This is a genomic window from Mesorhizobium sp. CA12 (assembly GCF_020165255.1).
Taxonomy (GTDB): domain Bacteria; phylum Pseudomonadota; class Alphaproteobacteria; order Rhizobiales; family Rhizobiaceae; genus Mesorhizobium.
Window position 1 is genome coordinate 1 of record NZ_JAIUHT010000029.1, and the last position, 26,892, is coordinate 26,892.

Below are 26,892 nucleotides of genomic sequence, written 5' to 3' on the forward strand. Positions count from 1 at the left end.
GGGTCTGCGCGCGTCGCTACGCTCCTTGCTCCGCCCTAGAATGACGAGGTTCAGGAGCCTTCAGCTCATCGCCAGCGTTTGCGTTGATAGCCTTGCCCGACAAGCCTTCAATCTTTCAAAATCACCGTGTTGAGGAACTAGTTGCCGCACTGCCGCATCTGCGCGGCGTAATCGCGCGCCATCTGGTCGGTGGCGCGCGCGTAGTTTTGAACGCCGCCATCGCCGCGGTTGCCGCGGCCATAGGCGGTCCAGCCGAGATAATAGGCCAGATAGAGATTGTAGGTGTCGTTGCGGGCGACGCCGAACGTGTCGGCCGTCTTTGAGTGGTACCAGCCGACGAAATCGATGGCGTCGGCAAAGCGCGTACGGCGCGCCGCCCAGTTGCCGGTCTCGCTTTGATATTGCGACCATGTGCCGTCGAGCGCCTGCGAGTAGCCGGTGGCGCTCGAGACATGCGTCCACGGGATGAAGCCGAGCAGCTTGGTGCGCGGCGGGCGGGCATTGCTCTTGAAGCCGGATTCCTTGCGCACCGTCGCCATCAGCACGGGGACGGGAACGCCGTATTTCCGCTCGGTCCGTTCGGCGGCGGACTGCCAGTTGTCGAACCAGCCGTCATTCTGGTCGAAGACCGCGCAGACATTGTTGATGTGACTGGGCGCTGTCGCGCAGGCCGAAAGCGCCAGCAGCACGGAGACAGCGACAATTTTACTAAAACTCGACCTACGCATTGGAAGACGAATAGGCCGAAATCATAAAAGGAGTGTTGCGCGCTTCCTTAACGCGGGCGCGGGAAGCGCGAAAAGCCGAATATCGATATTGCGACCGCTTGTGTCGCTATTCTTTTCCCCGATTTTGAAAAATGCCGCCTTGGCTAAAATCGCGCCGGCAAATGACGAATTTCTGACAGCTCGCATGCGATGCCGGCGCTCTGATGCGCGCATGAGCGAACCAAGACGCAAGCGCGGCGCCGAGCGCACCAGCAACCGGGGACCAGCCGCCATCCCGCAACTGCCGGCGCGGCGGGTGGAGAATCCCTATCCGCCCATGGCGCTGCTGTCGGCCGACCAGATCGAGGCCATCCACCAGGCATCGATGCACATACTGGAGAATTTCGGCATCGAGGTGATGAGCGCACGCGCCCTGTCGCTGTTCGAGCGCGCCGGCGCCAAGGTCGACCACGGCTCGATGAATGTGCGCGTCGATCGCGGCATGGTCGAGGAGGCGCTGAAGTCGACGCGCTCGGCCTATACGCTGACGCCCCGAAACCCGGACCACGCCATCCATCTTGGCGGCAGCACCATCAACTTCACGCTCGTCGCTGGGCCGCCCAATGTGCATGACATGGAACGCGGCCGCCGCGCCGGCAACCTTGCCGACTACTCGGACCTCGTCCGGCTGGCGCAGCATTTCAACTGCATCCACATGCTTGGCAACCAGGTCTGCGCCCCGGTCGAGCTGCCGGCGAACACCAGGCATATGGATACCTATTTCGCCAATCTGACGCTGACCGACAAATGCTTCCACGTCTCGGCGATCGGGCGGGGCAGGGCGCTAGACGGCATCGAGATGATGGCGATCGCGCGCGGGCTGACGCTTGAGCAGATGGGAGAGGACCCCGGCGTCACCACCATCATTTCGGTCAACTCGCCGCGCCGCTTCGACGAGATGATGGCCGAAGGGCTGATGACCATGGCCGAATACGGCCAGTCGGTGGCGGTGACGCCGTTCACGCTGATGGGGGCGATGAGCCCGGTAACGCTGGCCGGCGCGCTGGCGCAGCAGAACGCCGAGGCGCTGTTCGGCATCGCGCTGACGCAGCTCGTGCGTCCGGGCGCGCCGGTGATGTATGGCGCCTTCACCTCCAATGTCGACATGAAATCGGGCGCGCCCGCCTTCGGCACGCCGGAGAACACCAAGGCCAACATCGCTTCCGGGCAGTTGGCGCGGCGTTACAAATTGCCTTACCGCACGACGCCTGGCTCGGCCTCCAATGCCGCCGATGCGCAGGGCGCCTACGAGACGATGATGGCGCTATGGGGCGCGGTGCTCGGCCACGGCAATCTCGTCTACCACGCCGCCGGCTGGCAGGAAGGCGGGCTGACGGCGTCGTTCGAAAAGCTCATCATCGACGTCGAGATGATCCAGCACATGATGGAGTTCCTGCGGCCGATCGTCGTCGACGAGGCGGAACTTGCGGTCGAGGCGCTCGGCGCGGTGCCGACCGGCGGCCACTTCTTCGGCGAGCCGCACACGCTGGAGCGCTACGCCACCGCCTTCTACCAGCCGATGCTTTCCAACTGGCAGAATTACGAGGCCTGGCAGGAGGCGGGTGCGCTCGACACGACGGCGCGCGCGACGCGGCTGTGGAAGAAGGCGCTGGAGGAATATGTCCAGCCGGCCATGGATCCCGCGGTGCGCGAGGCGCTCGAAGCCTATATGGCGCGCCGCAAGGAAGCGATCGGGCAGGGTGAGCCGTGAGGGAACAGCTTGCCATCCTGATTCATTTCAATCTCTCAACTCACTGAACCAACGAGAAAAGTCCATGAAGTCGCATGCAAAGGTCGTGGTCATCGGTGGCGGTGTCGTCGGATGCTCCGTGCTGTTCCATCTTGCCCGCCATGGCTGGACCGACGTCGTGCTTCTGGAGCGCGACGAACTGACGTCGGGGTCGACCTGGCATGCGGCCGGCGGCATGCACACCATCAACGGCGACCCCAACGTCGCCAAGCTGCAGAAATACACGATCTCGCTCTACAAGGAGATCGAGGAACTGTCGGGGCAGGCCACCGGCGTGCACCTCACGGGCGGCGTGCTACTAGCGGCGACCGAAGCGCGGCTCGACTGGCTGCGCGGCGTGGTGTCCAAGGGCCGCTATCTCGGCATCGACCTCGAAGTGATCTCGGCCAAGGAAGCGGCGGAACTGATGCCGCTCATCGATCCCAGCCAGTTTGTCGGCGCCGTCCGCAACAAGGAGGACGGCCATCTCGACCCGTCAGGCGTGACGCATGCCTATGCCAAGGCGGCGCGGAAACTGGGGGCCGAGGTCGAGCGCTTCACCAAGGTCGAGGACATCGTGCGCCGTCCCGACGGGCTGTGGCGGATCATCACCAACAAGGGCGATATCATTGCCGAGCACGTCGTCAATGCCGGCGGGCTGTGGGCGCGGGAGGTCGGCCGCATGGTCGGGCTCGAGCTGCCGGTGCTGGCCATGGAGCACATGTACCTGATCACCGAGGACATGCCGGAGGTCGCCGACTGGAACAAGAAGACCGGCACCGAGATCATCCACGCGGTCGACTTCGACGGCGAGCTCTATCTGCGCCAGGAGCGCGGCGGCATGCTGATGGGCACTTACGAGAAGGCCAACAAGGTCTGGTCCGAGTTCCAGACACCCTGGAATTTCGGCCATGAGCTCCTGGAGCCGGACATCGACCGCATCGCGCCGTCGCTCGAAGTCGGCTTCCGCCATTTCCCCGCTTTCCAGAAAACCGGCATCAAGCAGATCATCAACGGCCCCTTCACCTTTGCGCCGGACGGCAATCCGCTGGTCGGCCCGGTGCGCGGCCTGCCGGGCTTCTGGGTCGCCTGCGGCGTCATGGCCGGATTCAGCCAGGGCGGCGGCGTGGGGCTCGCGCTCTCCAACTGGATGATCGAGGGTGATCCGGGCGCCGACATCTGGGCGATGGACGTGGCGCGCTACGGCGACTGGGCGACCATGGCCTACACCAACGCCAAGGTGCGCGAGAATTATTCGCGTCGTTTCTCAATCCGCTTCCCGAATGAGGAACTGCCGGCCGGGCGCCCGCTGAAGACGACGCCTCTCTATGACACGCTGTCGGCCAAGGGCGCGCAATGGGGCGTGTCCTATGGGCTTGAAGTGCCGCTCTGGTATGCGCCGGACGGCGTCAAGGACGAGTTCTCGTGGCGGCGCTCGACCGACTTCGACCATGTCGCCAAGGAAGTCGCAGCGGTGCGCGACGGCGTCGGCCTGTCGGAGATCTCGAACTTCGCCAAATACAAGGTGACCGGCGAGGGCGCGGCCGCCTGGCTCGACCGCATGCTTGCCTGCAGGCTGCCAAAGCGCGGCCGCATGACCCTGGCGCCGATGCTGAAGGACGACGGCAGACTCATCGGCGATTTCACTTTGGCCAATATCGACGACGCAGAGTGGTTCATCGCCGGCTCCGGCATCGCCGAGCAATACCACATGCGCTGGTTCGAGGCGCAGCTGCCGAAGGACGGCTCGGTGCAAATCGAGGCGCTGGGACAGAAGCTCACCGGCCTTGCGATCGCCGGACCGAAGGCCAGGGAAGTGCTCGCCAAGGTCACCCGCGCCGATGTCTCCAACGCGGCGTTCCCTTTCATGGCGGTTGCGCGGATGGATATCGGCATGGCACCGTGCCTGGTAGGTCGCGTCAGCTACACCGGCGATCTCGGCTACGAGATTTGGGTGGCGCCCGAATATCAGCGCGCCGCATACCAGGCGCTGCTGGCCGCGGGCGAAGCGTCAGGCATCGGCCTGTTCGGCTCGCGCGCGCTCAATGCGCTGAGACTCGAGAAGAACTATGGCTCATGGGCGCGCGAGTACCGGCCGATCTATAGGCCGCTTGAGGCCGGGCTCGACCGCTTCGTCGCCTATGGTAAGGACGCTGATTTCATCGGCAAGGAAGCAGCACTTACCGAGCGCAAAGACGGCGGCAAGCTCAGGCTGCGCAGCTTCATCGTCGACGCCACCGATGCCGATGTGATCGGCGACGAGGCGATCTGGCATGACGGCGTTGTGCGCGGCTGGGTCACCTCGGGCGGCTATGCGCATCACTCGAAGAAGTCGGTCGCGATGGGTTATGTGCCCAAGGAGATCGCCGACAGACCGGACGGTTTCGAGATCGAGATCCTCGGCAAGCGCCATGCGGCGCGCATCCAGGCGGCGCCGCTGTTCGACGCCAATTTCGAGCGGATGCGCGGCTAGAGCAATTCCAGGAAAAGTGCGAAGCGGTTTTCCGTCCGGAATTGCGTCAAAACGAAAAGCCTCCAGGCGCCATCCTTCGATGCTTCAGGCGCTGCGGCGGTTGTCCAGCGCAAACGCGCCGGAGCCGGCGAAGATCAGGTAGAGGAAGATGAAACAGAAGGAGATCGCCGCATCGCCGCCGTTGTTGACGGGGAAGAAGTCGCGCGGCATGTGCGCCATGAAATAGGCGATGGCCATTTCGCCGGCCAGCAGGAAGGCGACCGGGCGGGTGAAGAGGCCGAGCGCCAGCAGGATGCCGCCGGCGAATTCGAGAATGCCGGCAGCCGTCGTCAACCCGGTGAGGGCATGTGGCTCGGCAGCGGCCGGGAAGTTGAACAGCTTCTGCGAGCCATGTTCGATGAATTGCAAGGCGGTCATGATCCGCAGCGCGCCCAGCGCTTGCGGCCGGTACTGAGCAAGGCTTTCGAAAAGCTTCATCTAAAACTCCATTGTACGCCGCTCGGGCCTTAAATTATCGCCCGGCGACGGACCACTCACATCCCATGGCCTGCCATCAACAATCGGTGAGTGGAAATGGCTTCAATCTCCATATTTCTTCTCTCTATGGTTGCATACATATCCTTATGGTTGTATTACTAGGGGTGACGCATCAAACCAGGCAGGTCCCTTAACCATGAGAAAAGTCGTCATCACCCTATTCGCAATCCTTGCGGGCACCAGCTTCGCGGCAGCCGCAGACACCGGATGCGACGCCTTCAAATGGCCGGTTGCGCGCGAGCAGACCCTGTTTGCGGCCGCGCCCGCCGCCCAATCCGGCGCCACCCTGACGGTCGGCGAAGCGGTGGATTTCTCGCTCGCGGCTGTCGACACGGTCAGCTTTGAAGTGCCGCCTGACCGTGCACCGAAAGCCGGCACCTTCGGCGCGACGGCAAATGTGACCGTGCCGCCTGAAGGCGAGCTGCAGTTCAGCCTGTCCGACGAGGCCTGGATCGATGTCGTGCAGGATGGCAAGATCGTGAAATCGGCGGCTTTCAGCGGCGTGAAGACCTGCCCGGGCATTCGCAAAAGCGTGCGTTTCAAGCTCCAGGGCGGAGCGGCTGTCGTCCAGCTCAGCGGCGCCAAGAAAGCCGATCTGAAGCTGGCGGTACTGACGCCGGAATGATCCAGCGCCAGACCGCCGAGTGGTGCTATTATCGAACCGGCGCCAGCAGCGCGAAATGCGCGCCTTGCGGGTCCTGGCACTGGATGATCCACTGGCCGCTCGGCACGTCCATCGGACCCATGATGACTTTGCCGCCATTGTCGGTGACGCGCTTGGCGGCGGCGTCGATGGCGTCGACGTTGAAATAGAACTGCCAGACGGGGACCGGGATCTGCGGCGGCTTGTTCATGATGCCGCCGCCGGATTCGGGGCCGGCTCCGAAGGTTTTGTAGATACCCATCTCGCCCATGTCGAACTCGCCGGCGCTCTCCCAGCCGAACTGGCTGGAATAGAAATCGAAGGCGGCTTTCCAGTCCGATGTGTAGAGCTCATGCCAACCGACATGGCCGGGCGTGGTCGCCGGCACCGGCGGCTGCTCGGCCTGATTAGGCTGCAGGAACATGAAGGAAGCCCTTTGCGGGTCCGCAACGACCGCGAAGCGGCCGACGCCCGGAATGTCGTCCGGTGCGCGGTGGACGGCGCCGCCGGCGTCCTTGAGCGCTTGCGTCGAGGCGTCGACATCCTTGGTGTAGATGTAGCCCATCCAGGCTGGCGGCATGCCCATTTTGGCGGGTTCTTCCGGCATCGTCATCAGCCCGCCGACGCCGCGCATGGCGGAATTCACGACGATGTAGCGGGGCATGCCGGGCGCCTTGTTGAAGGGCTCGGCCCGCCAGCCGACAACGGCGGTGTAGAAAGCCTCGGCGGCGTCGAGGTCGGTGGTCATCAACTCGTACCAGAAGAAAGGTTGCGGGGATTTCGGCATGGTCGGTCTCCTCACCGGTTCGGGCAGCGATCGTTGTTCGATCCATCCTAAGGTATGTTGATGTCCAGGTGATGCCGGCCTGCAAACGGCGGTTTCCTGCGCTTCCGGTGCTCACGTACTTGAGTACGCTCCGCTCCGGTTCTCGAAAACCCCCGTTTCGGCGCGGCCTGACCTGAATCTCAACACACCCTAGGACGATCCTGACGACAGGAATCCGACATCTGGGCCAGAATTTGCGGACGGCAAGCGGCTTAAATCGCGTTGCGCTGAAACGGATTCAGGCGGCGCGCTTTAAGTCCTTGTCTTGATGCATGTCGTTGTCACCCAGAACCGCTGCACACTTCTCGCTGACATGCATTAGGCCCACGATCTTGCGTATCCGGCGCTTTTCGACTTTGCTGGCCTCAAAGAGGGGCTGTCTTCATGCGTCGAATGTCACTCACGCCTGAGCTCGTGGCCTTGTGCCATCGCGACGAGGTCGACCCTGGTCCCGATGGCAGCTGGACACAGCTAAGCGATGATGATTTCCGGACGCTTGCCATGCGCCTGTCCGGCGAAGCCGACGACGGTCCGCTGTGGGTGTTCGCCTATGGCTCGCTGATCTGGAAGCCGGCCTTCGAATCGGTCGAGCAAAGGCGCGCGGCCGCGCATGGCTGGCACCGCTCGTTCTGCCTCGACATAAAGCGCTGGCGCGGCAGCCGCGAGCAGCCTGGATTGATGATGGCGCTGGAACGGGGCGGGCGCTGCGACGGGGTCATCTATCGTTTGCCGGAGGGCGAGAAACCAGCCCAGATCGAGCGATTGCTGCGGCGTGAAATCGACGACCACGAAAGCGTCAGCTCGGTCCGCTGGGTTCCGGTAAGAACGGCGCAAGGGTCTTTGCGGGCGCTCGGCTTCTGGGTCGGCGTGACCGGCAAGGGCACTTCGCTCGGGCAGCCGCTGGAAAGCGTGGCGAAGATACTGGCACGCGCCTGCGGCCATGTCGGCTCTGGCGCCGAATATCTCTACAACACCGTCAGCCACCTCGAGACCTTTGGCATCCATGACCGCAATCTGTGGCGGCTGCAGGAACTGGTGGCGGACGAGATCCGGTCCATCCATGGCCACAGCGTCACAAGCCATGACACAGCAAAGGTTGCCGAGCCGGCTATAACATGACTACATTCATCATGTTTTTGCGCAAACAATACAGTGGCTTGGCCGAAAATTGACCAATTGATAAAAAAATAAAACGTGCTAGCCTTCCCCAAAACGACAACAAGGGGAACTGGAATGGCGACTGGTCATTTCATCGAAGGCATTGCCGGCGGCCGGCTGTCTTCCGAGCAATATGCCGACAATTTTTCCGACCTGCATCCGCCGCTCGATCATCACGAGGCGCTGGTCGAGTCCGATCGCTGCTATTTCTGCTACGACGCGCCGTGCATGAACGCGTGCCCGACGTCGATCGACATCCCGCTATTCATTCGGCAGATCGCGACGGGCAATCCGCTGGGTTCGGCCAAAACGATCTTCGACCAGAATATTCTCGGCGGCATGTGCGCCCGCGTCTGCCCGACCGAGACGCTGTGCGAAGAGGCCTGCGTGCGCGAGGTCGCCGAAGGCAAGCCGGTGCAGATCGGCCGGCTGCAGCGCTATGCCACCGATGTCGCCATGGGCGAGGGTAAGCAGTTCTACAAGCGCGCCGAGCCGACCGGGAAGAGCATCGCCGTGGTCGGCGCCGGCCCGGCGGGGCTGGCGGCGGCGCATCGGCTTGCCCGCCACGGCCATGACGTAACCATCCTCGAGGCGCGGCCGAAGGCCGGCGGGCTCAACGAATACGGCATCGCCGCCTATAAGAGCGTCGACGATTTCGCCCAGGCGGAAGTGGACTATATCACCGCGATCGGCGGCATCGACATCCAGAACGGCAAGGCGCTCGGCCGCGACTTCCAGCTTGCCGACCTGATCCGCAACTATGATGCGGTTTTCCTCGGCATGGGGCTTGGCGGCGTCAACGCGCTGCGCGCCGATGGCGAGGACGCCGACGGCGTCGCCAACGCGGTGGAATTCATCTCCGAACTGCGCCAGGCGAGCGATCTTTCCAGCCTGCCGGTCGGCCGGCGTGTCGTCGTCATCGGCGGCGGCATGACGGCAATCGACGCCGCGGTGCAGTCGAAGCTGCTTGGCGCGGAAGAGGTGACGATCTGCTACCGGCGCGGCCAGGAGCATATGAATGCTTCGGAGTTCGAGCAGGATCTGGCCGCCGCCAACGGCGTCACCATCCGCCACTGGCTGCAGCCGAAGCGCGTCATTGCCGAGAACGGCAAGGTGTCGGCCATCGAGCTCGAATACACCGCCATGAGCGGCGACAAGCTTATCGGCACTGGCGAAACGCTGCGGCTCAATGCCGACCAGGTGTTCAAGGCGATCGGCCAGAGCTTCGTGCCGGCGCATCTAAACGGCAGCGCGGAACAGATCGAGCTCGAAGGCGGCCGCATCAAGGTCGATGCCGAAGGCCGCACCTCGCTGGCAAAAGTCTGGGCCGGCGGCGACTGCATTTTCGGCGGCGACGATTTGACTGTCTCGGCGGTGGCGCACGGGCGCGACGCGGCCGAGAGCATCCACCGGGCACTGACCTCTAACGGGAGGGCATGAACATGGCAGACATCCGCAACAATTTCGTCGGCATCAAATCGCCCAACCCGTTCTGGCTGGCGTCGGCGCCGCCGACCGACAAGGCCTACAATGTCGAGCGCGCCTTCAAGGCCGGCTGGGGCGGCGTGGTGTGGAAGACGCTGGGCGAGGAAGGCCCGCCGGTCGTCAACGTCAACGGCCCGCGTTATGGCGCGATCTGGGGCGCCGATCGCCGGCTGCTCGGCTTGAACAATATCGAGTTGATCACCGACCGCGACCTGCAGACCAATCTGCGCGAGATGAAGCAGGTGAAGATGAACTGGCCGGACCGGGCGCTGATCGCCTCGATCATGGTGCCTTGCGTGGAGGAGAGCTGGAAGGCGATCCTGCCGCTGGTCGAGGAGACCGGCGCCGACGGCATCGAGCTCAATTTCGGCTGCCCGCACGGCATGAGCGAGCGCGGCATGGGTTCGGCGGTCGGCCAGGTGCCGGAATATATCGAGATGGTCGTGCGCTGGTGCAAGCAGTTCACGCGCATGCCGGTCATCACCAAGCTGACGCCCAACATCACCGACATTCGCAAGCCGGCGCGCGCAGCGCATGCCGGCGGCACCGATGCGGTGTCGCTGATCAACACCATCAACTCGATCACCGGCGTCGATCTCGACAATTTCGCGCCGCAGCCGACCATCGATGGCAAGGGCTCGCATGGCGGCTATTGCGGCCCGGCGGTGAAGCCGATCGCCATGAACATGGTGGCCGAGATCGCCCGCGATCCAGAAACGCATGGCCTGCCGATCTCAGGCATCGGCGGCATCACCACCTGGCGCGACGCCGCCGAATTCATGGCGCTCGGCGCCGGCAACGTGCAGGTCTGCACGGCGGCGATGACCTATGGCTTCAAGATCGTGCAGGAAATGATCGCGGGGCTGGAGAACTGGATGGACGAGAAGGGTCACGCCTCGCTCTCCGACATCATCGGCCGTGCCACGCCCAATGTCACCGACTGGCAGTATCTCAATCTCAACTATGTCGCCAAGGCGCATATCGACCAGGATGCCTGCATCAAATGCGGCCGCTGCCACATCGCCTGCGAGGACACCTCGCATCAGGCGATCACCAGCATGGTCGACGGTGTCAGGCATTTCGAGGTGATCGAAGCCGAATGCGTCGGCTGCAATCTCTGCGTCAATGTCTGTCCGGTGGAGGGCTGCATCACCATGCAGCCGCTGGCCGCCGGCGTGCTGGACCAGCGCACCGGCTTGCCGGTGTCGCCGGTCTACGCCAACTGGACGACGCACCCCAACAATCCGATGGCCAAGGTGGCCGCGGAATAAAGCTTGGGTTCCTCGCCCCACGAAGTGGGGAGAGGTGGCCCGGCGAAGCCGGGACGGAGAGGGGCTTTCGCGGCGGTTGCACACCGCTGAGGCCCGTGATTGTCTTTTATCTTTCTTGCGCCTAGTCCCTGACCGGTTTTAGCTTCACAGAACGCGTCCCCCTCTCCGTCCCGGCTTCGCCGGGCCACCTCTCCCCGCTTGCGGGGTGCGAGGAACCCAAGTCCCGCGAAGCGCCAATTCTCCCTCACTCTGTCATTGCGAATCGGCGGGCAATCTTCAATTTCTATTGCAGATAAAAATTATCCACGATAAAAGATATCCATGATTAGGAGATCGGCACGATGAAACTGGGAGATGGCGTCGAAGCGGCCATCCATTGCGCGGCGACGCTGGCCAGCGTCGATGGCAACAGCACCATGCCGGGCGCGGCGCTTGCGGAGGCGTTTGGTCTGTCGCCGAGTTACCTGCTCAAGCATCTCAACCAGCTTACGGCGGCGCGCATCCTGGAATCGGTGCCGGGGCCGGCGGGCGGCTACAGGCTGGCGCGTGCGGCCGAGCGCATCACGCTGCTCGACATTGTGCTTGCGGTGGAGGGCAGGGAGCCCGCCTTCCGCTGCGGCGAGATCCGCCAGCGCGGCCCGGTCAAGCTCGACGCCTCGGCCTATGTGAAGCCCTGCGGCATCAATGCCGCGATGCTCAAGGCCGAGCGCGCCTATCGGGCGGCGCTCGCCGAAGTGAAGCTGTCCGACATCGTGGCGGAGTACGCGGCCGAAGGCGATCAGCGATCCTATGCCGCGAGTTGCGCCTTCGTCGAGCGCCACCAGCGGCCCCAGAAATCCGCTTCACCGAAGCAGATTTGAACCTCTAACCCACCAAAAACCCGGAAGGAAAAGACAATGAAACAGAGACTGCAGTTCTTTGCCAAGGCGCCGGAAATCATGAAGGCGGTGTCGGCGCTCAACAAGGCCGTCGACGAATGCGGGTTGGAAGTGAGCCTGCTGCACCTGATCAAGCTCAGGGCCTCGCAGATCAATGGCTGCTCATATTGTGTCGAAATGCACAGTCGCGAGGCGCGACGCGACGGCGAGACCGAAACGCGGCTTTATCTCGTCGCCGCCTGGAAGGAATCGCCGCTGTTTTCCGAGCGCGAGCGCGCCGCCCTTGCATGGACCGAGGCCGTGACGCTGATCGCCGACAATGGCGTGTCGGACGAGCTCTACGCCCGCACGCTCGAGCATTTCTCGGAAGAGGAACTGGTCAAGCTCTCGGTCGCGCTCGGCATGATCAATACCTGGAACCGGCTGTGCATTCCCTTCCACGCGATCCATCCGATGCCGGCAGCCAAGGCCGCCTGATCGGACGGCCTGGCGCGCGGATGAGAGATCCGCGCGCCTCATTGTTCACGCAGCAAAGCGCAGACCGCCGTCGCAGGTCAGCACCTGACCGGTCATGAAGCTGTTCGAGACCAGGAAGGCGATTGCTTCGGCGACGTCCTCGGCGCGGCCGATGCGGCCGACTGGCGTCTTGCCGGCATATTCGGCAAACACCGCCTGCCGCTGGTCGTCCGGCAAAAAGTCCCACCAGGGCGTGTCGATAACGCCGGGCGCCACGACATTGACGCGCAAAGGCTTCAGTTCGACGGCGAGGATCGGCGCGACGGTCAAAAGCATGCCGTTGATGGCGCCGATGCCGGCGACGCCGGGCGCGGCGATCTGCGCCGACACAGCCGAGATGAAAGTCACCGATCCGGCTTTGTTCAAGGTCGGCAGGGCCGCCTGCAGGCAGGAGAGTTGCGGCCGGATCTTTTCATCGACGCCGCTGCCGATATCGGCGAGGTCGAGTGTCGCGAACGGTCCCAGTCCCTTGCCGCCGCTGGCGGCGAGAACAAGGTGATCGAACGGCCCGAGGCGCTCGAAGAAATTTCGGACCTCGTCCGGCTTGGTGGCGTCGAATGCGGCCTTGCCGACGGTGCCGTCGAGGCTTTTCCAGGCGCTTTTCAGCTTCTCCTCGTTGCGACCGGTGATCGTCACTTTCATCGTGGGGCTGACCAGCCTTTTGGCCGTGGCAAGGCCGATGCCGGACGAGCCGCCGATGATGACGCAATGTTCGATAGTCTCGCTCATGAATGCTTTTCCCTGGATGTTGCGGAAGATTGCCCGATCAGCTCGAGGCTAAGCGCGCGCAGCCGGCGGCGGGCTTTCTCGTCATAGGCCTGGGCGTCGGCGCGCGACTCCCGCTGGCCGTCGAAGTAACGGCCGCTGCGGCCTTCGAGCGCCGGCGATGTTGCCAGGTTGAGAATGGCGTCGGCGCCGGTCTCGACCGAGCTCCACGGCGTGACCCCGGCCTGCCGCACCATCGTTGTGTCCATGTAGCTTGCCGGGTGCAAAGCATTGACCGTGATGCCGGTGCCGTCGAGCTGCTCCGCCAGATCGACGGTGAACAGGATCTGCGCCAGCTTGCTCTGGCAGTATGCGCGCACGCCGCTATAGCCATGCGTCAGCATCACGTCGTCGAAGTCGATCGCCTGCTGGCCGGCCGAGGCGACATTGACGATGCGCGCCGGCGCGCTTGCTTTGAGCAAAGGCAAGAGCTCCGACGTCAGCAGGAAGCCGGCGAGATAGTTGACGGCGAAGCGCAACTCGTAGCCGTCGGCGCTGACCTGCCGGCTCGCGGCCTGGCCGCCGGTGCCGACGCCGGCATTGTTGATCAGGGCGTCGAGCCGATCGGTCCTGGCGCGCACCGCTTCGGCGAGGCGGCGCACTTCGGCAAGCGAAGCGAGGTCGGCGGGAAGAAATTCCGCCTTGCCGCCTTTTGCCTCTATGGCGGCCACAGTCGCCTTGCCGCGGCTTTCGTCACGGCCATGCACCAGCACGCGGGCGCCGCCGGCGCCGAGCCGCTCGGCGACCACGCGGCCGACGCCGTCGGTCGAGCCGGTGACGAGAATTGTTTTATCGTTGAGTTCCATGTCCGGAGCCTCCTTGCGCTGCTCTGAACGCAAAGATGGGACATCGCGCGGGCCGCAAACAGTTCAAACTTTATCCTGGTATCGGTACTGCTATAATAGGCGCATGGATGCCGTTACCCATTCCCCCGAAGATCATCGCCGGCGCGAGCTCGGCGCCTTCCTGCGTTCCCGCCGCGAAAGGCTTTCGCCGGATGCCGCCGGTATCGCCTGTGGCGCGCGGCGGCGCACGCCGGGCCTGCGGCGTGAGGAAGTGGCGATGATCGCTGGCGTCGGCACGACCTGGTACACATGGCTGGAGCAGGGCAGGGACGTGCGGCCTTCGGTCGAGGTGCTCTCAGCGCTCTGCGAAGCGTTGCGGCTCGACGCCGCCGAGCAGCGGCATCTGTTCACGCTCGCCGGCCGCCAGCAGCCGGAGCGGCGCCGCATCGTGCAGGGCAAGGTCGAGGGGCCGCTGCTGCACATGCTGCAGAGCCTGGTCCTGCAGCCCGCCTATGTCGTCGGCCCGCGCTGGGACGTGCTGGCATGGAACGATGCGGCCGTCGCCATTTTCGGCGATTACGGCCTGCTGGAGGGCGACGCCCGCAATATCATCCACGGCGTCTTCACCGATCCGCACCGGCGGCATCTGCTGGTGGATTGGGAACAGCTGGCGCGCGCGACCCTTGCCGCTTTCCGCGCCGAAAGCGCGAAATACACCGGCGATCCGGATTTCGAGCGGCTGATCGAGTTGATGATGCGCTCAAGCCCCGAGTTCCGCGAATGGTGGCCGCAGCGCGATGTGGTGCATCGGCTCTCCGGCCTGAAGCATCTGCGGCATCCGATCGCCGGCGCGATGACGTTCGAGCATATGAGCCTGTCGATCGACGACGGCTCGGACATGCGGCTGATCGTCTACACGCCGCTGGCGGAGCAGAACTCGGTGGTGAAGCTCAAGAAGCTGCTTGACGACCTGCCATCCGAGCGTCGTAGCGCGTGAGGTTAGTAGGTCGCAGGCCCCTCAACTTCGTCATCCACGGGCGGAGCGGGAGCGAAGCGGACGCGGAGACCCGAGGATCCATTCCGTTACCTTTGCCGTGTGTGCCAGCGGTGCAGAATTCTGGATCGTCGCGTCGCTCCGAGGTCACGGAATGGATCCTCGGGTCTGCGCCGCGTCGCTTCGCTCCTTGCTCCGCCCGTGGATGACGAAGCTGAGAGGCTTCGGCTAATCTCGAAGGACAGCAACAGCCAAACGGCTGGCAAAACGGCCCCGTCCCGGCGATACGCTAGCCCTTCGGTTTCAGTCCATCCAGGAACAGCTGCTCCAGAAACCGCGCTGCGTCCTCGAAGCGGCCGTCGCCGCCGCGGTCGGCGCCGAGCACGGCGCGGACCTGAACGTCGAAATCGGCATAATGCTGCGTCGTCGCCCAGATCGAGAAGATCAGGTGCCAGGGATCGGTGCGGGCGATCTTGCCGGCGCGCATCCAGCCCTTGATGACGGCGGCCTTCTCGTCGACCAGCGTCTTCAGCTCGCCCTCCAGCATCGGCTTGATGCGCGGCGCGCCCTGCAGGATCTCGTTGGCGAACAGCCGGCTTTCGCGCGGAAAATCGCGCGCCATCTCCAGCTTCCTGCGGATATAGCTTCTGAGCTCCGTCAGCGGATCGCCGATGTCGTCAAGCTCGCGCAATGGCGCCAGCCAGGTGTCGAGCAGGCGCTGCATCAACGTCTCGTGAATGTCTTCCTTGCGGCGGAAGTAATAGAGAAGGTTGGGCTTCGACATGCCGGCGGCTTCGGCGATCTGGTCGATGGTCGAGCCGCGAAAACCGTTGGCGGAGAAGACTTCGAGCGCGGCCTCGAGGATCAGCTCGCGCTTTTCCTGCTGGATGCGGGTGCGGCGGGGAGCGGAGCCTTCCATCGCCGCCGTCATCCTGGCCGGCCGTCTTCGCGCCGGCTCTCTGGACCAATTGTCTGGACCAGTTTTTCCTTGGGCTGTGGAGCGCGCTTTTTATGCCGCATTTCCGCTAGTAATCCCCTGACCGCCGACAGGCGGTGCTAACGTTTGTCCAACCGGTCAAAAATTTGCGTAGCACGAAAACGCAGCAAAGACCAAGCGTTGGCCGCACCGAAACACGCTTACAAGGGGAAGTCCTGGTCATGTCCAACCGGCTGAAAGTCACGCCGAACGATCTCAGCGCATTTTGGATGCCGTTCACGGCAAACCGGCAGTTCAAGCAGGCGCCGCGCATGTTCGTGTCCGCCAAGGACATGCACTACACCACCAGCGACGGCCGCAAGGTGCTCGACGGCACCGCGGGCCTGTGGTGCGTGAACGCCGGCCACTGCCGGCCGAAGATCACCGAGGCGATCCAGAACCAGGCTGCCGAGCTCGACTACGCGCCGGCTTTCCAGATGGGCCATCCGATCGTGTTCGAGCTGGCGAACCGGCTGGTCGATATCGCGCCCAAGGGCATGGACCATGTCTTCTTCACCAATTCCGGATCGGAATCGGTGGACACCGCACTCAAGATGGCGATCGCCTATCACCGCGTTCGCGGCGAGGGCTCGCGCACCCGCCTGATCGGCCGCGAGCGCGGCTATCACGGCGTGAATTTCGGCGGCATCTCGGTCGGCGGCATCGTCTCCAACCGCAAGATGTTCGGCACGCTGCTCGGCGGCGTCGACCATCTGCCGCATACGCATCTGCCGGACAAGAACGCCTTCTCGAAGGGCGTGCCGGAGCATGGCGCCGAGCTCGCGAACGATCTCGAGCGGCTCATCGCGCTGCATGACGCCTCGACCATCGCTGCCGTCATCGTCGAGCCGGTCGCCGGCTCCACCGGCGTCATCCTGCCGCCGAAGGGCTACCTGCAGAAGCTTCGGGAAATCTGCACGAAGCACGGCATATTGTTGATTTTCGATGAAGTGATCACCGGCTTCGGCCGCCTCGGCGCGCCGTTCGCGGCGGACTATTTCGGGGTCACGCCGGACATCATGACCACCGCCAAGGGCGTCTCCAACGGCGTCATCCCGATGGGCGCGGTGTTCGTCAAGAAGGAGATCCACGACGCCTTCATGACCGGCCCGGAGCACATGATCGAGTTCTTCCACGGCTACACCTATTCGGGCAATCCGATCGCCTGCGCCGCGGCGCTCGGCACGCTCGACACCTACAAGGAAGAGGGCCTTTTGACCCGCGGCGAGGAACTCGCGCCTTACTGGGAAGACGCGCTGCATTCGCTGAAGGGCGAACCGCATGTCATCGACATCCGCAACATCGGCCTGATCGGCGCGATCGAGCTGGCGCCGATCGCCGGCAGCCCGACCAAGCGGGCCTTCTCGGCCTTCGTCAAGGCGTTCGAACGCGGCGCGCTGATCCGCACCACCGGTGACATCATCGCGCTGTCGCCGCCGCTGATCATCACCAAGGGCCAGATCAACGAGCTGATCGACCATGTGCGTGAGGTGCTGAGGTCGATCGACTGACAAGCCGGAGCGGACACTCTGCCGTGAAGGGAGGGTGTCCGCGAAGCCGCCGGCTGAGGTCGACGCCGCAGCGCCGACCTTCGGTGCGATTCAGGCGGGCTGCGCGCCGATGCCGGTCAGGATCACCCGTTTGATGTTTTCCTTGGCTTCCCGCCATTGCCGGTCGGAGAGCGACTTGCCGCCGTTCAGCGTCTCGATCTGGTGGCCGAAATCGGCGTAATGCTGGGTCGTGGCCCAGAGCATGTAGAGGAGATGACGCGGGTCGACCGGGTCCATCTTGCCCTCTTCGATCCAGCGCCTGATGATCTCGACGCGACCGTCGGTCCATTCGCGCAGCGTCGATTCCATATAGTCCTGAAGCACGGGCGCGCCGTGCATCACTTCCGAGGCCCAGACCTTCGAGCCGTCCGGGTGGCGACGCGATATTTCCATCTTGGCGTCGATGTAGGCGCTGATGCCGTCTACCGGGCCGCGCGCCGCGTCGAAGCAATTGGCCGCCTGCAGCCAGATCTCGAAAATGTTCTGGACGACGGACCGGTAGAGCTCTTCCTTGGTCGCGAAATAGTAGTGGAGATTTGCCTTTGGCAGTCCCGCCAGATCGGCGATCAGCTGCATCGTGGCGCCGCCGAACCCGGCTTCCGCAAACACCTTTTCGGCGGCGAGCAGAATTGCTTTTTCATTCTCCCGCCTTATGTCCTGTCGCCGCATGGGACGGGTGGATTCGCTCATGTCTCCCCCAAGATTCTCGTTGACCGCTTGGTCAGCTTGTGTAGTCTGAAAGCTGACCATACGGTCAGGATGCAAACCACTCAAGGGGCGACAAGACCCCTGGTGAAAATGGGAACCGCAAATGGCCGCACCTGGTGAAAATCTGCGAGTGAATTCAGACCGCTTGTGGGATTCCATCATGGAGATGGCGAAGATCGGCCCCGGCATTGCCGGCGGCAACAATCGTCAGACACTGACCGATTCCGACAAGCAAGGCCGCGAGCTGTTCAAGTCCTGGTGCGATGAGGCCGGGCTCACCATGGGCGTGGATCAGATGGGCACCATGTTCATGACGCGGGCTGGCACCGATCCGGACGCGCTGCCGGTCTATGTCGGCTCCCATCTCGACACCCAGCCGACCGGCGGCAAATATGACGGCGTGCTCGGCGTACTTTCCGGCCTGGAGGTGGTGCGCTCGCTCAACGATCTCGGCATCAAGACCAGGCATCCGATCGTCGTCACCAACTGGACGAACGAGGAGGGCGCTCGTTTCGCGCCGGCGATGCTCGCCTCGGGCGTGTTCGCCGGCGTGCACACCCAGGAATATGCCTATGCCCGCAAGGATCTCGACGGCCTGACCTTCGGCGACGAGCTGAAGCGGATCGGCTGGGTGGGCGACGAGACGGTCGGCGCGCGCAAGATGCACGCCTATTTCGAATACCATATCGAGCAGGGCCCGATCCTCGAAGCCGAGAACAAGCAAATCGGCGTGGTGACCCACTGCCAGGGCCTGTGGTGGCTGGAGTTCACGCTGACCGGCAGGGAAGCGCATACCGGCTCGACGCCGATGAACATGCGCGTCAATGCAGGCCTTGCCATGGCGCGCATCCTGGAGATGGTGCAGACGGTCGCCATGGAGAACCAGCCCGGCGCCGTCGGCGGGGTGGGCCAAGTGAAGTTCTCGCCCAATTCCCGGAACGTCCTGCCAGGCACGGTGGTCTTCACTGTCGACATCCGCTCGCCGGACCAGGCCAAGCTCGACGGCATGCGCGCCCGCATCGAAAAGGAAGCGCCGAAGATCTGCGAGGCGCTTGGCGTGAAATGCTCGGTCGAGGCGGTCGGCCATTTCGACCCAGTGACCTTCGATCCGACGCTGGTCGGCCGCGTGCGCACAGCCGCCGAAAAGCTCGGTTACAGCCATATGAATATCATCTCCGGCGCCGGCCACGACGCCTGCTGGGCGGCCAAGGTGGCACCGGCGACCATGGTCATGTGCCCCTGCGTCGGCGGCCTCAGCCACAACGAGGCCGAGGAGATCACCAAGGAATGGGCGGCGGCGGGCGCCGATGTGCTGTTCCACGCGGTGGTCGAGACGGCCGGAATCGTCGAATGACCGACTAGAGCAATTGCCTCGCAACGCCGCTCGCAAAGAAGCGCGAAAGAACAGGGGAACAGATATGACCAAAGTCATCCGGAACGGCACGATCGTCACCGCCGACCGCACGTGGAAGGCCGACGTGCTGATGCAGAATGGCAAGATCGTCGCCATCGGCTCCAACCTGCACGGCGACCATGAGTTCGACGCCACGGGCTGCTATGTCATGCCGGGCGGCATCGATCCGCACACCCATCTCGAAATGCCCTTCATGGGCACTTATTCGGCGGACGATTTCGAATCCGGCACGCGCGCCGCGCTCTCCGGCGGCACGACGATGGTGGTCGATTTCTGCCTGCCGGCGCCGCAGCAATCGCTGCTGGAAGCGCTGCAGATGTGGGACAACAAGACCTCGAAAGCATCCTGCGACTATTCCTTCCATATGGCGATCACCTGGTGGGGCAAGCAGGTGTTCGACGAGATGGCTCAAGTCGTCGACCGGGGCATCACCTCGTTCAAGCATTTCATGGCCTATAAGGGCGCGCTGATGGTGGATGACGACGAGATGTACTCGTCGTTCCAGCGCTGCGCCGATCTCGGCGCGCTGCCGCTGGTCCATGCCGAGAATGGCGACGTGGTCGCAGCGCTCTCGCAGAAGCTTTTAGCCGCCGGCAACAATGGTCCGGAGGGACATGCCTATTCGCGGCCGCCGGAAGTGGAGGGCGAGGCGACAAACCGCGCGATCATGATCGCCGACATGGCCGGCGTGCCGCTCTATGTCGTGCATGTCTCCTGCGAGCAGAGCCACGAGGCGATCCGTCGCGCCCGCCAGAAGGGCATGCGGGTGTTCGGCGAGCCGCTGATCCAGCACCTGACGCTCGACCAGACGGAGTATTTCAACAAGGACTGGGACCATGCGGCGCGCCGGGTGATGAGCCCGCCCTTCCGCAGCAAGTGGCACCAGGATTCGCTGTGGGCCGGCCTGCAGGCCGGCTCGCTGCAAGTCGTGGCGACCGATCACTGCTCTTTCACCACCAGCCAAAAGCGCAACGGCATCGGCGATTTCACCAAGATCCCGAACGGCACCGGCGGCCTCGAGGACCGCTTGCCGGTTCTGTGGACGCGAGGCGTCAACACCGGGCGGCTGACGATGAACGAGTTCGTCGCGGTGACCTCGACCAACATCGCCAAGATCCTCAACATGTATCCGAAGAAGGGCGCGATCGTCGAAGGCGCCGACGCCGACATCGTCGTGTGGGATCCGAAGCGCAAGAAGACGATTTCGGCCAAGAACCAGCAGTCGGTGATCGACTACAACGTCTTCGAAGGCGTCGAGGTGACCGGGCTGCCGCGCTTCGTCTTCTCGCGCGGCGAGCTCTCGATCGAGGAGGCGGACGTCAAGGCTAAGGCCGGCCATGGCGAGTTCGTCGCCCGCGAGCCGAACGCCGCGGTCAACCGGGCGCTGTCGACCTGGAAGGAGATTTCAGCGCCGCGCAAGGTCGAGCGTACGGGCATTCCGGCAACCGGGGTCTGATCATGCGGATTCTTCATCTTGCGATCGCGGCGGCCGCGATGCTGGCCGCCGGCCAGGCGCTCGCCGCCGGCATAGACCTCAGCAAGCCCTATGGCGACAAATATGGCTGCATCAACCGGAACGGCCAGCAGGTCGCCGCCGACAAGATGCTGCTTTTGACCGACAAGGAACTGATCACGGCGGCTAGCGCCTGCACCTTCAGCGGCAAACAGTTGCAGGCCGATGGATCGCTGGTGGTGACGGCAAAATGCGAGGCTGAAGGCGAAGAGGGACAGCCGACCAGGTTCACCATCAAGCGCAGCGCGAAGAACGCGAAGAAGCTGGTGGTGGCCGACGAGGACGGCAATGTGATGGGCGAAGTCGCGCGATGCAAATGACGGCCATCCCGTCCGTTCCTGTGAGACGTATTCGTTCCGGCCGCATTTATGCGACGCCAAGCGAATCCGCCTGGCTGCAAAACGCCCTTTGTTTCTACGCAATTCCGGACGGAAAACCGCTGCGCACTTTTCCTGGAATTGCTTCAGGCGACGAGGCCATCCAGTTCCGGCAGCAGCACGACGCTTTCCTGCTCGTTGGGATCGGTGCGGGCGATGACCGCGGAGGAGGGCGCCCCGCTCAGATTGGCGGGCAGATGCGGCACGCCGGCCGGAATGTAGAAGAGGTCGCCGGCCTTGACGACGGTGTGGTGCTCGAGCCGGTCGCCGTACCAGGTGTGGACTTCGCCGGAGAGCACGTAGATGGCCGTCTCGTGGCTTTCATGCATGTGCGCCTTGGCGCGCGCGCCGGGCGGCATGGTGAGAAGATGCATGCAGATGCCGGAGGAGCCGACGGTCTCGGCGGCGATGCCGGCGAAATAGCTCAGCCCCTGCTTGCCCTGATAGGTGCTTTCGGGGCGAACGAGACGACAGGTGGGTTTAGGCGACATCGGCAAGGCTCCGGGCGGCGTCGATCGGGTGGGACAGGACGAGTGGAAAGCAACGCTATCATAAAATCAACCGGATTGCGGGCAGCGCGGCGGGGGCTGCGAAAGGCAGGCTGCAGCCAATGACCGAACAGCCGCCAGCCGTCGTCTCGGCAAGCAAGCTCGGCCTCACCTTCCAGACCAACGACGGTCCGGTGCAGGCGCTGTCCAATGTCGATCTGACCATCGGCAAGGGCGAATTCGTCTCCTTCATCGGCCCGTCCGGCTGCGGCAAGACCACCTTGCTGCGCGTCATCGCCGATCTCGAGAAGGCGACCGCCGGGGCGATCTCCGTCAACGGCATGACGCCGGAGCAGGCGCGCGAGAAACGCGCCTATGGCTATGTCTTCCAGGCGGCGGCCTTGTTCCCGTGGCGCACGATCGAGCGCAATGTGGCGTTGCCGCTGGAAATCATCGGCCTCAGCCAGGCCGAGCAGGCCGAGCGCATCAAGCGCACGATGGAGTTGGTCAACCTTTCCGGCTTCGAGAAGAAATATCCCTGGCAACTTTCCGGCGGCATGCAGCAGCGCGCCTCGATCGCGCGCGCCTTAGCCTTCGATGCGGACCTGCTTTTGATGGACGAGCCGTTCGGCGCGCTGGACGAGATCGTGCGCGACCATCTGAACGAGCAGCTCCTCGATCTCTGGGCGCGGACCAACAAGACGATCTGCTTCGTCACCCATTCGATACCCGAGGCGGTCTATCTGTCGACGCGCATCGTGGTGATGTCGCCGCGGCCCGGCCGCGTCACCGACATCATCGAATCGACGCTGCCAAAGGAACGGCCGCTCGACATCCGCGAGACGCCTGAGTTTTTGGCCATCGCTGCCCGCGTACGGCATGGGCTGAGGGCTGGGCACAGCTATGATGATTGAGGGGCGGGAGGATGAGCTCTCTCCTCTCCCCACCGGGGAGAGGGTGGCCGCGCAGCGGCCGGGTGAGGGGCCGGCCACTCGCGCCTTCGTCATCCTAGGGCGGAGCAGGCGCGCCACCCCGCGTGTTAAGGAAGCCGGCCATCGCGATTTCGTCATCCTAGGGCGTAGCGACGCGAAGCGGAGCGCAGACCCTAGGATCCATTCCGTGACGCTGGTCGAAGGGCGTAAGCGGCTCAGAATACCCGACGAGCAGAGCGCGGCGCAGGGAGCTGTATTCTGGAACGTTGCGGAGCTCAGAAGTAACGGAATGGATCCTAGGGTCTGCGCCGCGTCGCTTCGCTCCTCGCTCCGCCCTAGGATGACGAAAAATACCAGCGCCGCAGCACTCCAGTCGAACGTGCCCGGCCTTCGCTTCGCTCCGGCCACCCTCTCCCCGTGGGGGAGAGGAGAAGGGCAGCGCTAGATGGACACCTTCCGCTCGAAAATCATCCCCGTCACCAGCATCCTCGCCGGCGTGGTGGTGCTCTGGTACGTCTTCGCCGTCATCCTCAATGCGCCGTTCCAGCGCGATCTCGATGCCAGGGCCAACGAGAAACCCGGCGCGGTCGAATTCATCGGCAAGACGCTGGCGCAGCCGAAGCCGACGCTGCCGGCGCCGCACCAGGTGGCGGTGAATTTCTTCGAGAATACCTTCCTGCGGTCCGTCACCTCGAACCGCAGCCTGGTCTACAACGCCTGGGTGACGCTGTCCTCGACGCTGCTCGGCTTTGCTTTCGGCACCGCTCTCGGCATCCTGATCGCGGTGGGTATCGTGCATGTGGCGACGCTCGACCGCAGCCTGATGCCGTGGATCATTGCTTCGCAGACCATTCCGATCCTGGCGGTGGCGCCGATGATCATCGTGGTGCTGGCGGCGATCGGCGTCACCGGCCTGATCCCGAAGGCGCTGATCTCGACCTATCTGTCGTTCTTCCCGGTCGCCGTCGGCATGGTGAAGGGCCTGCGCTCGCCCGAGCTCATGCATCTCGATCTCATGCACACCTACAACGCCAGCGCCTCGCAGACTTTCTGGAAGCTCAGAGTGCCTGCTTCGGTGCCATTCCTGTTCACCTCGATGAAGGTCGCCGTGGCGGCAAGCCTTGTCGGCGCCATCGTTGGCGAGCTGCCGACCGGAGCGGTCGCCGGCATCGGCGCGAAGCTGCTGGCGGGCGCCTATTACAGCCAGACCATCGATATCTGGTCGGCGCTGGTCGCTGGTTCCGTGGTCGCGGCGCTGCTGGTGATGGTCGTGGGTATCGCCGGACGCCTGGTCGATCGCGCGATGGGCGGGAGGCCGGCATGAGGTTTCCGAACCAGAGTTGGCAGACCTGGATTGTTCTCCCGTTCGTCGGGCTCCTCGCGTTTCTATTCGCTTCCATGAACGGCGTTCCAGGCGCTCCGCCGCCCTACGGCGCTCTTTCCGGCGGGATCGCGATAGCCTTGGTTCTGATCTCGACATTGGCGGCAAACTGCACCTCAAACAGGCTGTTGGAGGCGGTTTTCCTTTTTGCCGGCGCGCATGGCGCGGCATTTCTCCTGCTTGCAGCTATCAGAGGCCATGAAGGGACCGCAGGTCCCGCATACTACTTGTTGCTTACCTCCGCGTGGCTGCTGGCTTGGCGGTGTGTCACTATCCTTTCAGGTTTTCGCGCAGCCTCGCGTGCGATGTCGATAACCCTGCGCCTGATCATCCCGGCGATCTTCGGCGCCTGGATCCTGATCATCTGGGAAGCGGTGACGCGCGGCGCCGGCATCCCCTTCATTCTTTTGCCGCCGCCGAGCGCCATTGGCGCGCGCATCGCCAACTCGCTGCCGATCCTGGGGTCGGACGTGCGGCAGACGATCTTCAAGGCGGTGCTGATCGGCTATGTCGTCGGCAATCTCGCCGGCTTCGCCGTCGCTATCCTCGCCGACCGCGTGCCGTTCCTGCGGCGCGGGCTGCTGCCGATCGGCAATATGGTTTCGGCGCTGCCGATCATCGGCGTGGCGCCGATCATGGTCATGTGGTTCGGCTTCGACTGGCCATCCAAGGCCGCGGTCGTCATCATCATGACCTTCTTCCCGATGCTGGTGAACACGGTCGCCGGGCTTGCCGCATCCGGGCATATGGAGCGCGACCTGATGCGCACTTATGCATCGGGCTATTGGCCGACCTTGCTCAAGCTCAGGCTGCCGGCGGCCATGCCGTTTATCTTCAACGCGCTGAAGATCAACTCGACGCTGGCGCTGATCGGCGCCATCGTCGCCGAGTTCTTCGGAACGCCGGTGGTCGGCATGGGATTCCGCATCTCGACGGAAGTCGGGCGGATGAACATCGACATGGTGTGGGCCGAAATCGCAGTTGCAGCACTGGCGGGTTCGGTCTTTTATGGCGTGGTCGCTCTCATCGAGAGAGCCGTCACGTTTTGGCATCCCTCTGTCCGAGGTGGATAGGGGCGGTGGGTTTGGGTGCTAACTTCAGAGGGTAATAAGATGAAAAGACTGCTGATTTCTGCTCTGGCCGGCGCCATGTCGCTGGCCGCCTTCCAGGCGATGGCCGCCGACAAGGTGACACTGCAACTGAAATGGGTCACGCAGGCCCAGTTCGCCGGCTATTATGTCGCCAAGGCCAAGGGTTTCTATGACGCCGAAGGCCTCGACGTCGACATCAAGCCGGGCGGCCCGGACATTGCGCCCGAGCAGGTGATCGCCGGGGGCGGCGCCGACGTCATCGTCGACTGGATGGGCGGAGCGCTCGCGGCCCGCGACAAGGGCGTGATGCTCGTCAATATCGCCCAGCCGTTCAAGAAGGCGGGCATGGAACTGGTCTGCCCCAAGGACGGACCGATCAAGACGGAAGCCGACTTCAAGGGTCATACGCTGGGTGTCTGGTTCTTCGGCAACGAATATCCGTTCTACGCCTGGATGAACAAGATCGGCCTCAAGACCGATGGCGGCCCGGACGGCGTGACCGTGCTCAAGCAGAGTTTTGACGTGCAGCCGCTGATCCAGAAGCAGGCCGACTGCATCTCGGTGATGACCTATAATGAATACGGTCAGGTGCTGGACGCCGGCTACAAGCCGGAAGACCTGGTCGTGTTCAACTACTCCGCCATGGGCAACGACCTTCTGGAGGACGGGCTCTACACGCTCGAGGACAAGCTCAAGGACCCGGCCTTCGAGGACAAGATGGTGCGCTTCGTGCGCGCCTCGATGAAGGGTTGGAAATACGCCACGGAGAACACCGACGAGGCGGCCGGGATCGTCGTGGACGCCGGCGGCCAGGACGAGAACCACCAGAAGTTCATGATGAAGGAAGTGGCCAAGCTGGTCGACAATGCCGACGGCAAGCTGATCCCGGCCGCTTACGAGCGCACCGCCAAGGCGCTGCTCGACCAGAAGATCATCAGCAAGGAGGCGAGCGGCGCCTACACGACCGCGATCACCGACAAGGCGATCAAGTAAGCTCCGCTCTCAGCGCGGAAGGTGGAAAGGGGCGGGCGACCGCCCCTTTCTCGTTGCTGTGCGGTAAAATAACCGTGTGCGCCGGGATACATCTGACCGCTCAGCCGTTGATTGGCGCATCCGCGCGCCGGGGAGCCGCGAAGGATGCTGCAATCAACGGAGGTTCTTCATGCGCATTCTATCCGTGCCGATGCTTTCGGCCTTGGCCGTTTCGACCGCCTTCCTTCTTGCATCGCCGGCCATGGCCGAGATGGTGAAGTACAAGGCGACGCTCGACGGCAGTCAGCAGAGTCCGCCCGTCACCACCAAGGGCAAGGGAACCGCCACACTCACCTTCGACACCACAAGCAAGAAGCTCAGCTGGAACGTCAAATATTCCGGCCTCAGCGGGCCGGCCGTGGGAGCCCACATCCACGGGCCGGCGGATATGGGCGCGAACGCGGACCCGGTCATCCCGTTCAAGAAGCTGAAAAGCCCGATCAAGGGATCGGCGACGTTGACCGACGCGCAGGCAGCCGACCTGGAAGCCGGCAAATACTACGTCAACGTCCACACCGCCAAGAACAAGGACGGCGAGATCCGCGGCCAGATCGAGAAGGCGATGTAGGGTTCGGAAGGATTGCGGTCACTTTGGAAGCCGGC

At 63.7% G+C, this 26,892-nt stretch carries 26 protein-coding genes; 18 read left to right on the forward strand and 8 right to left on the reverse strand.

What is annotated here, in order from left to right:
• Nucleotides 1-137 precede the first annotated feature (137 nt).
• Nucleotides 138-728 carry a hypothetical protein gene (locus tag LB520_RS28560; protein WP_095768936.1) on the reverse strand — a complete coding sequence of 197 codons (591 nt, stop codon included), beginning with the start codon at nt 726-728 and terminating at the stop codon, nt 138-140.
• A 211-nt stretch (nt 729-939) separates the two neighbouring features.
• On the opposite strand from LB520_RS28560, the gene LB520_RS28565 reads away from it, so the two are divergent.
• Nucleotides 940-2,478: a trimethylamine methyltransferase family protein gene (locus LB520_RS28565; protein WP_224640167.1), complete on the forward strand. Its 1,539-nt coding sequence runs from the start codon at nt 940-942 to the stop codon at nt 2,476-2,478.
• Between the two features lie 64 nt (nt 2,479-2,542).
• Entirely contained in the window at nt 2,543-4,969 is a 2,427-nt protein-coding gene (locus LB520_RS28570; protein WP_224640168.1) for an FAD-dependent oxidoreductase, read from the forward strand.
• An 84-nt stretch (nt 4,970-5,053) separates the two neighbouring features.
• On the opposite strand, the gene LB520_RS28575 is transcribed toward LB520_RS28570, so the two are convergent.
• Nucleotides 5,054-5,446, reverse strand: a complete 393-nt coding sequence (locus LB520_RS28575) for a DoxX family protein (protein ID WP_224640169.1) — start codon at nt 5,444-5,446, stop codon at nt 5,054-5,056.
• A 196-nt stretch (nt 5,447-5,642) separates the two neighbouring features.
• On the opposite strand from LB520_RS28575, the gene LB520_RS28580 reads away from it, so the two are divergent.
• Nucleotides 5,643-6,131: a hypothetical protein gene (locus LB520_RS28580; protein WP_224640170.1), complete on the forward strand. Its 489-nt coding sequence runs from the start codon at nt 5,643-5,645 to the stop codon at nt 6,129-6,131.
• Between the two features lie 28 nt (nt 6,132-6,159).
• Here the strand turns inward: LB520_RS28580 and LB520_RS28585 are convergent, their stop codons facing one another.
• Nucleotides 6,160-6,936, reverse strand: a complete 777-nt coding sequence (locus tag LB520_RS28585) for a VOC family protein (protein WP_224640171.1) — start codon at nt 6,934-6,936, stop codon at nt 6,160-6,162.
• Between the two features lie 423 nt (nt 6,937-7,359).
• Here LB520_RS28585 and LB520_RS28590 point away from each other — a divergent pair, with 423 nt between their 5' ends.
• The 5 genes from LB520_RS28590 to LB520_RS28610 all read left to right on the forward strand — a co-directional run bounded on the left by LB520_RS28590 (nt 7,360) and on the right by LB520_RS28610 (nt 12,244).
• Nucleotides 7,360-8,094, forward strand: a complete 735-nt coding sequence (locus LB520_RS28590) for a gamma-glutamylcyclotransferase (RefSeq protein ID WP_140839601.1) — start codon at nt 7,360-7,362, stop codon at nt 8,092-8,094.
• Nucleotides 8,095-8,208: 114 nt separating this feature from the next.
• Nucleotides 8,209-9,573, forward strand: a complete 1,365-nt coding sequence (locus LB520_RS28595) for an NAD(P)-dependent oxidoreductase (RefSeq protein WP_224640172.1) — start codon at nt 8,209-8,211, stop codon at nt 9,571-9,573.
• Nucleotides 9,574-9,575: 2 nt separating this feature from the next.
• A complete protein-coding gene (preA, locus tag LB520_RS28600; protein ID WP_224600752.1) occupies nt 9,576-10,889 on the forward strand; it encodes an NAD-dependent dihydropyrimidine dehydrogenase subunit PreA in 1,314 nt (437 codons plus the stop codon).
• A gap of 341 nt (nt 10,890-11,230) precedes the next feature.
• Entirely contained in the window at nt 11,231-11,749 is a 519-nt protein-coding gene (locus LB520_RS28605; RefSeq protein WP_224640173.1) for an RrF2 family transcriptional regulator, read from the forward strand.
• A 36-nt stretch (nt 11,750-11,785) separates the two neighbouring features.
• The gene (locus LB520_RS28610; RefSeq protein WP_127304365.1) at nt 11,786-12,244 is read left to right on the forward strand and encodes a carboxymuconolactone decarboxylase family protein; all 459 of its coding nucleotides are present in this window, start codon (nt 11,786-11,788) and stop codon (nt 12,242-12,244) included.
• Between the two features lie 45 nt (nt 12,245-12,289).
• Here LB520_RS28610 and LB520_RS28615 read toward each other — a convergent pair whose 3' ends face one another.
• Complete coding sequence (locus LB520_RS28615) at nt 12,290-13,012, reverse strand: SDR family oxidoreductase (protein WP_224640174.1); 723 nt, start codon at nt 13,010-13,012, stop codon at nt 12,290-12,292.
• Nucleotides 13,009-13,854, reverse strand: a complete 846-nt coding sequence (locus LB520_RS28620) for an SDR family oxidoreductase (protein WP_224640175.1) — start codon at nt 13,852-13,854, stop codon at nt 13,009-13,011. Before LB520_RS28620 ends, LB520_RS28615 begins: the two co-directional genes overlap by 4 nt.
• Nucleotides 13,855-13,957: 103 nt before the next feature.
• Here LB520_RS28620 and LB520_RS28625 point away from each other — a divergent pair, with 103 nt between their 5' ends.
• Nucleotides 13,958-14,830 (forward strand): helix-turn-helix transcriptional regulator, encoded by an 873-nt coding sequence (locus LB520_RS28625; RefSeq protein WP_224640176.1) that lies wholly within the window; start codon nt 13,958-13,960, stop codon nt 14,828-14,830.
• 286 nt (nt 14,831-15,116) lie between these two features.
• Here the strand turns inward: LB520_RS28625 and LB520_RS28630 are convergent, their stop codons facing one another.
• On the reverse strand, nt 15,117-15,746 hold the full coding sequence (locus tag LB520_RS28630; RefSeq protein ID WP_095769027.1) for a TetR family transcriptional regulator C-terminal domain-containing protein: 630 nt from the start codon (nt 15,744-15,746) through the stop codon (nt 15,117-15,119).
• 239 nt (nt 15,747-15,985) lie between these two features.
• Between LB520_RS28630 and LB520_RS28635 the strand changes: the two genes are divergently transcribed.
• Nucleotides 15,986-17,314 carry an aspartate aminotransferase family protein gene (locus LB520_RS28635; RefSeq protein ID WP_224640177.1) on the forward strand — a complete coding sequence of 443 codons (1,329 nt, stop codon included), beginning with the start codon at nt 15,986-15,988 and terminating at the stop codon, nt 17,312-17,314.
• Between the two features lie 90 nt (nt 17,315-17,404).
• Here the strand turns inward: LB520_RS28635 and LB520_RS28640 are convergent, their stop codons facing one another.
• On the reverse strand, nt 17,405-18,043 hold the full coding sequence (locus tag LB520_RS28640) for a TetR/AcrR family transcriptional regulator (RefSeq protein ID WP_095768951.1): 639 nt from the start codon (nt 18,041-18,043) through the stop codon (nt 17,405-17,407).
• A 121-nt stretch (nt 18,044-18,164) separates the two neighbouring features.
• On the opposite strand from LB520_RS28640, the gene LB520_RS28645 reads away from it, so the two are divergent.
• From LB520_RS28645 to LB520_RS28655, 3 genes are all read left to right on the forward strand, one after another.
• On the forward strand, nt 18,165-19,415 hold the full coding sequence (locus tag LB520_RS28645) for a Zn-dependent hydrolase (RefSeq protein ID WP_224640178.1): 1,251 nt from the start codon (nt 18,165-18,167) through the stop codon (nt 19,413-19,415).
• Between the two features lie 64 nt (nt 19,416-19,479).
• Nucleotides 19,480-20,931 (forward strand): dihydropyrimidinase, encoded by a 1,452-nt coding sequence (gene hydA, locus LB520_RS28650; RefSeq protein WP_224640179.1) that lies wholly within the window; start codon nt 19,480-19,482, stop codon nt 20,929-20,931.
• Between the two features lie 2 nt (nt 20,932-20,933).
• A complete protein-coding gene (locus tag LB520_RS28655; protein ID WP_224640180.1) occupies nt 20,934-21,308 on the forward strand; it encodes a hypothetical protein in 375 nt (124 codons plus the stop codon).
• Nucleotides 21,309-21,451: 143 nt separating this feature from the next.
• Here the strand turns inward: LB520_RS28655 and LB520_RS28660 are convergent, their stop codons facing one another.
• Entirely contained in the window at nt 21,452-21,856 is a 405-nt protein-coding gene (locus LB520_RS28660) for a cupin domain-containing protein (RefSeq protein ID WP_140839621.1), read from the reverse strand.
• 119 nt (nt 21,857-21,975) lie between these two features.
• Between LB520_RS28660 and LB520_RS28665 the strand changes: the two genes are divergently transcribed.
• The 5 genes from LB520_RS28665 (at nt 21,976) to LB520_RS28685 (ending at nt 26,857) form a co-directional block, all read left to right on the forward strand.
• Nucleotides 21,976-22,767: an ABC transporter ATP-binding protein gene (locus tag LB520_RS28665; protein ID WP_224640181.1), complete on the forward strand. Its 792-nt coding sequence runs from the start codon at nt 21,976-21,978 to the stop codon at nt 22,765-22,767.
• A 463-nt stretch (nt 22,768-23,230) separates the two neighbouring features.
• Nucleotides 23,231-24,109, forward strand: a complete 879-nt coding sequence (locus LB520_RS28670; protein WP_224640182.1) for an ABC transporter permease — start codon at nt 23,231-23,233, stop codon at nt 24,107-24,109.
• On the forward strand, nt 24,106-25,239 hold the full coding sequence (locus LB520_RS28675; RefSeq protein WP_411969969.1) for an ABC transporter permease: 1,134 nt from the start codon (nt 24,106-24,108) through the stop codon (nt 25,237-25,239). The genes LB520_RS28670 and LB520_RS28675 overlap by 4 nt, the downstream gene beginning before the upstream one ends.
• A 39-nt stretch (nt 25,240-25,278) precedes the next feature.
• Nucleotides 25,279-26,250: an ABC transporter substrate-binding protein gene (locus tag LB520_RS28680; protein WP_224640183.1), complete on the forward strand. Its 972-nt coding sequence runs from the start codon at nt 25,279-25,281 to the stop codon at nt 26,248-26,250.
• A 169-nt stretch (nt 26,251-26,419) separates the two neighbouring features.
• Nucleotides 26,420-26,857 carry a CHRD domain-containing protein gene (locus tag LB520_RS28685; protein ID WP_224640184.1) on the forward strand — a complete coding sequence of 146 codons (438 nt, stop codon included), beginning with the start codon at nt 26,420-26,422 and terminating at the stop codon, nt 26,855-26,857.
• Nucleotides 26,858-26,892 lie beyond the last annotated feature (35 nt).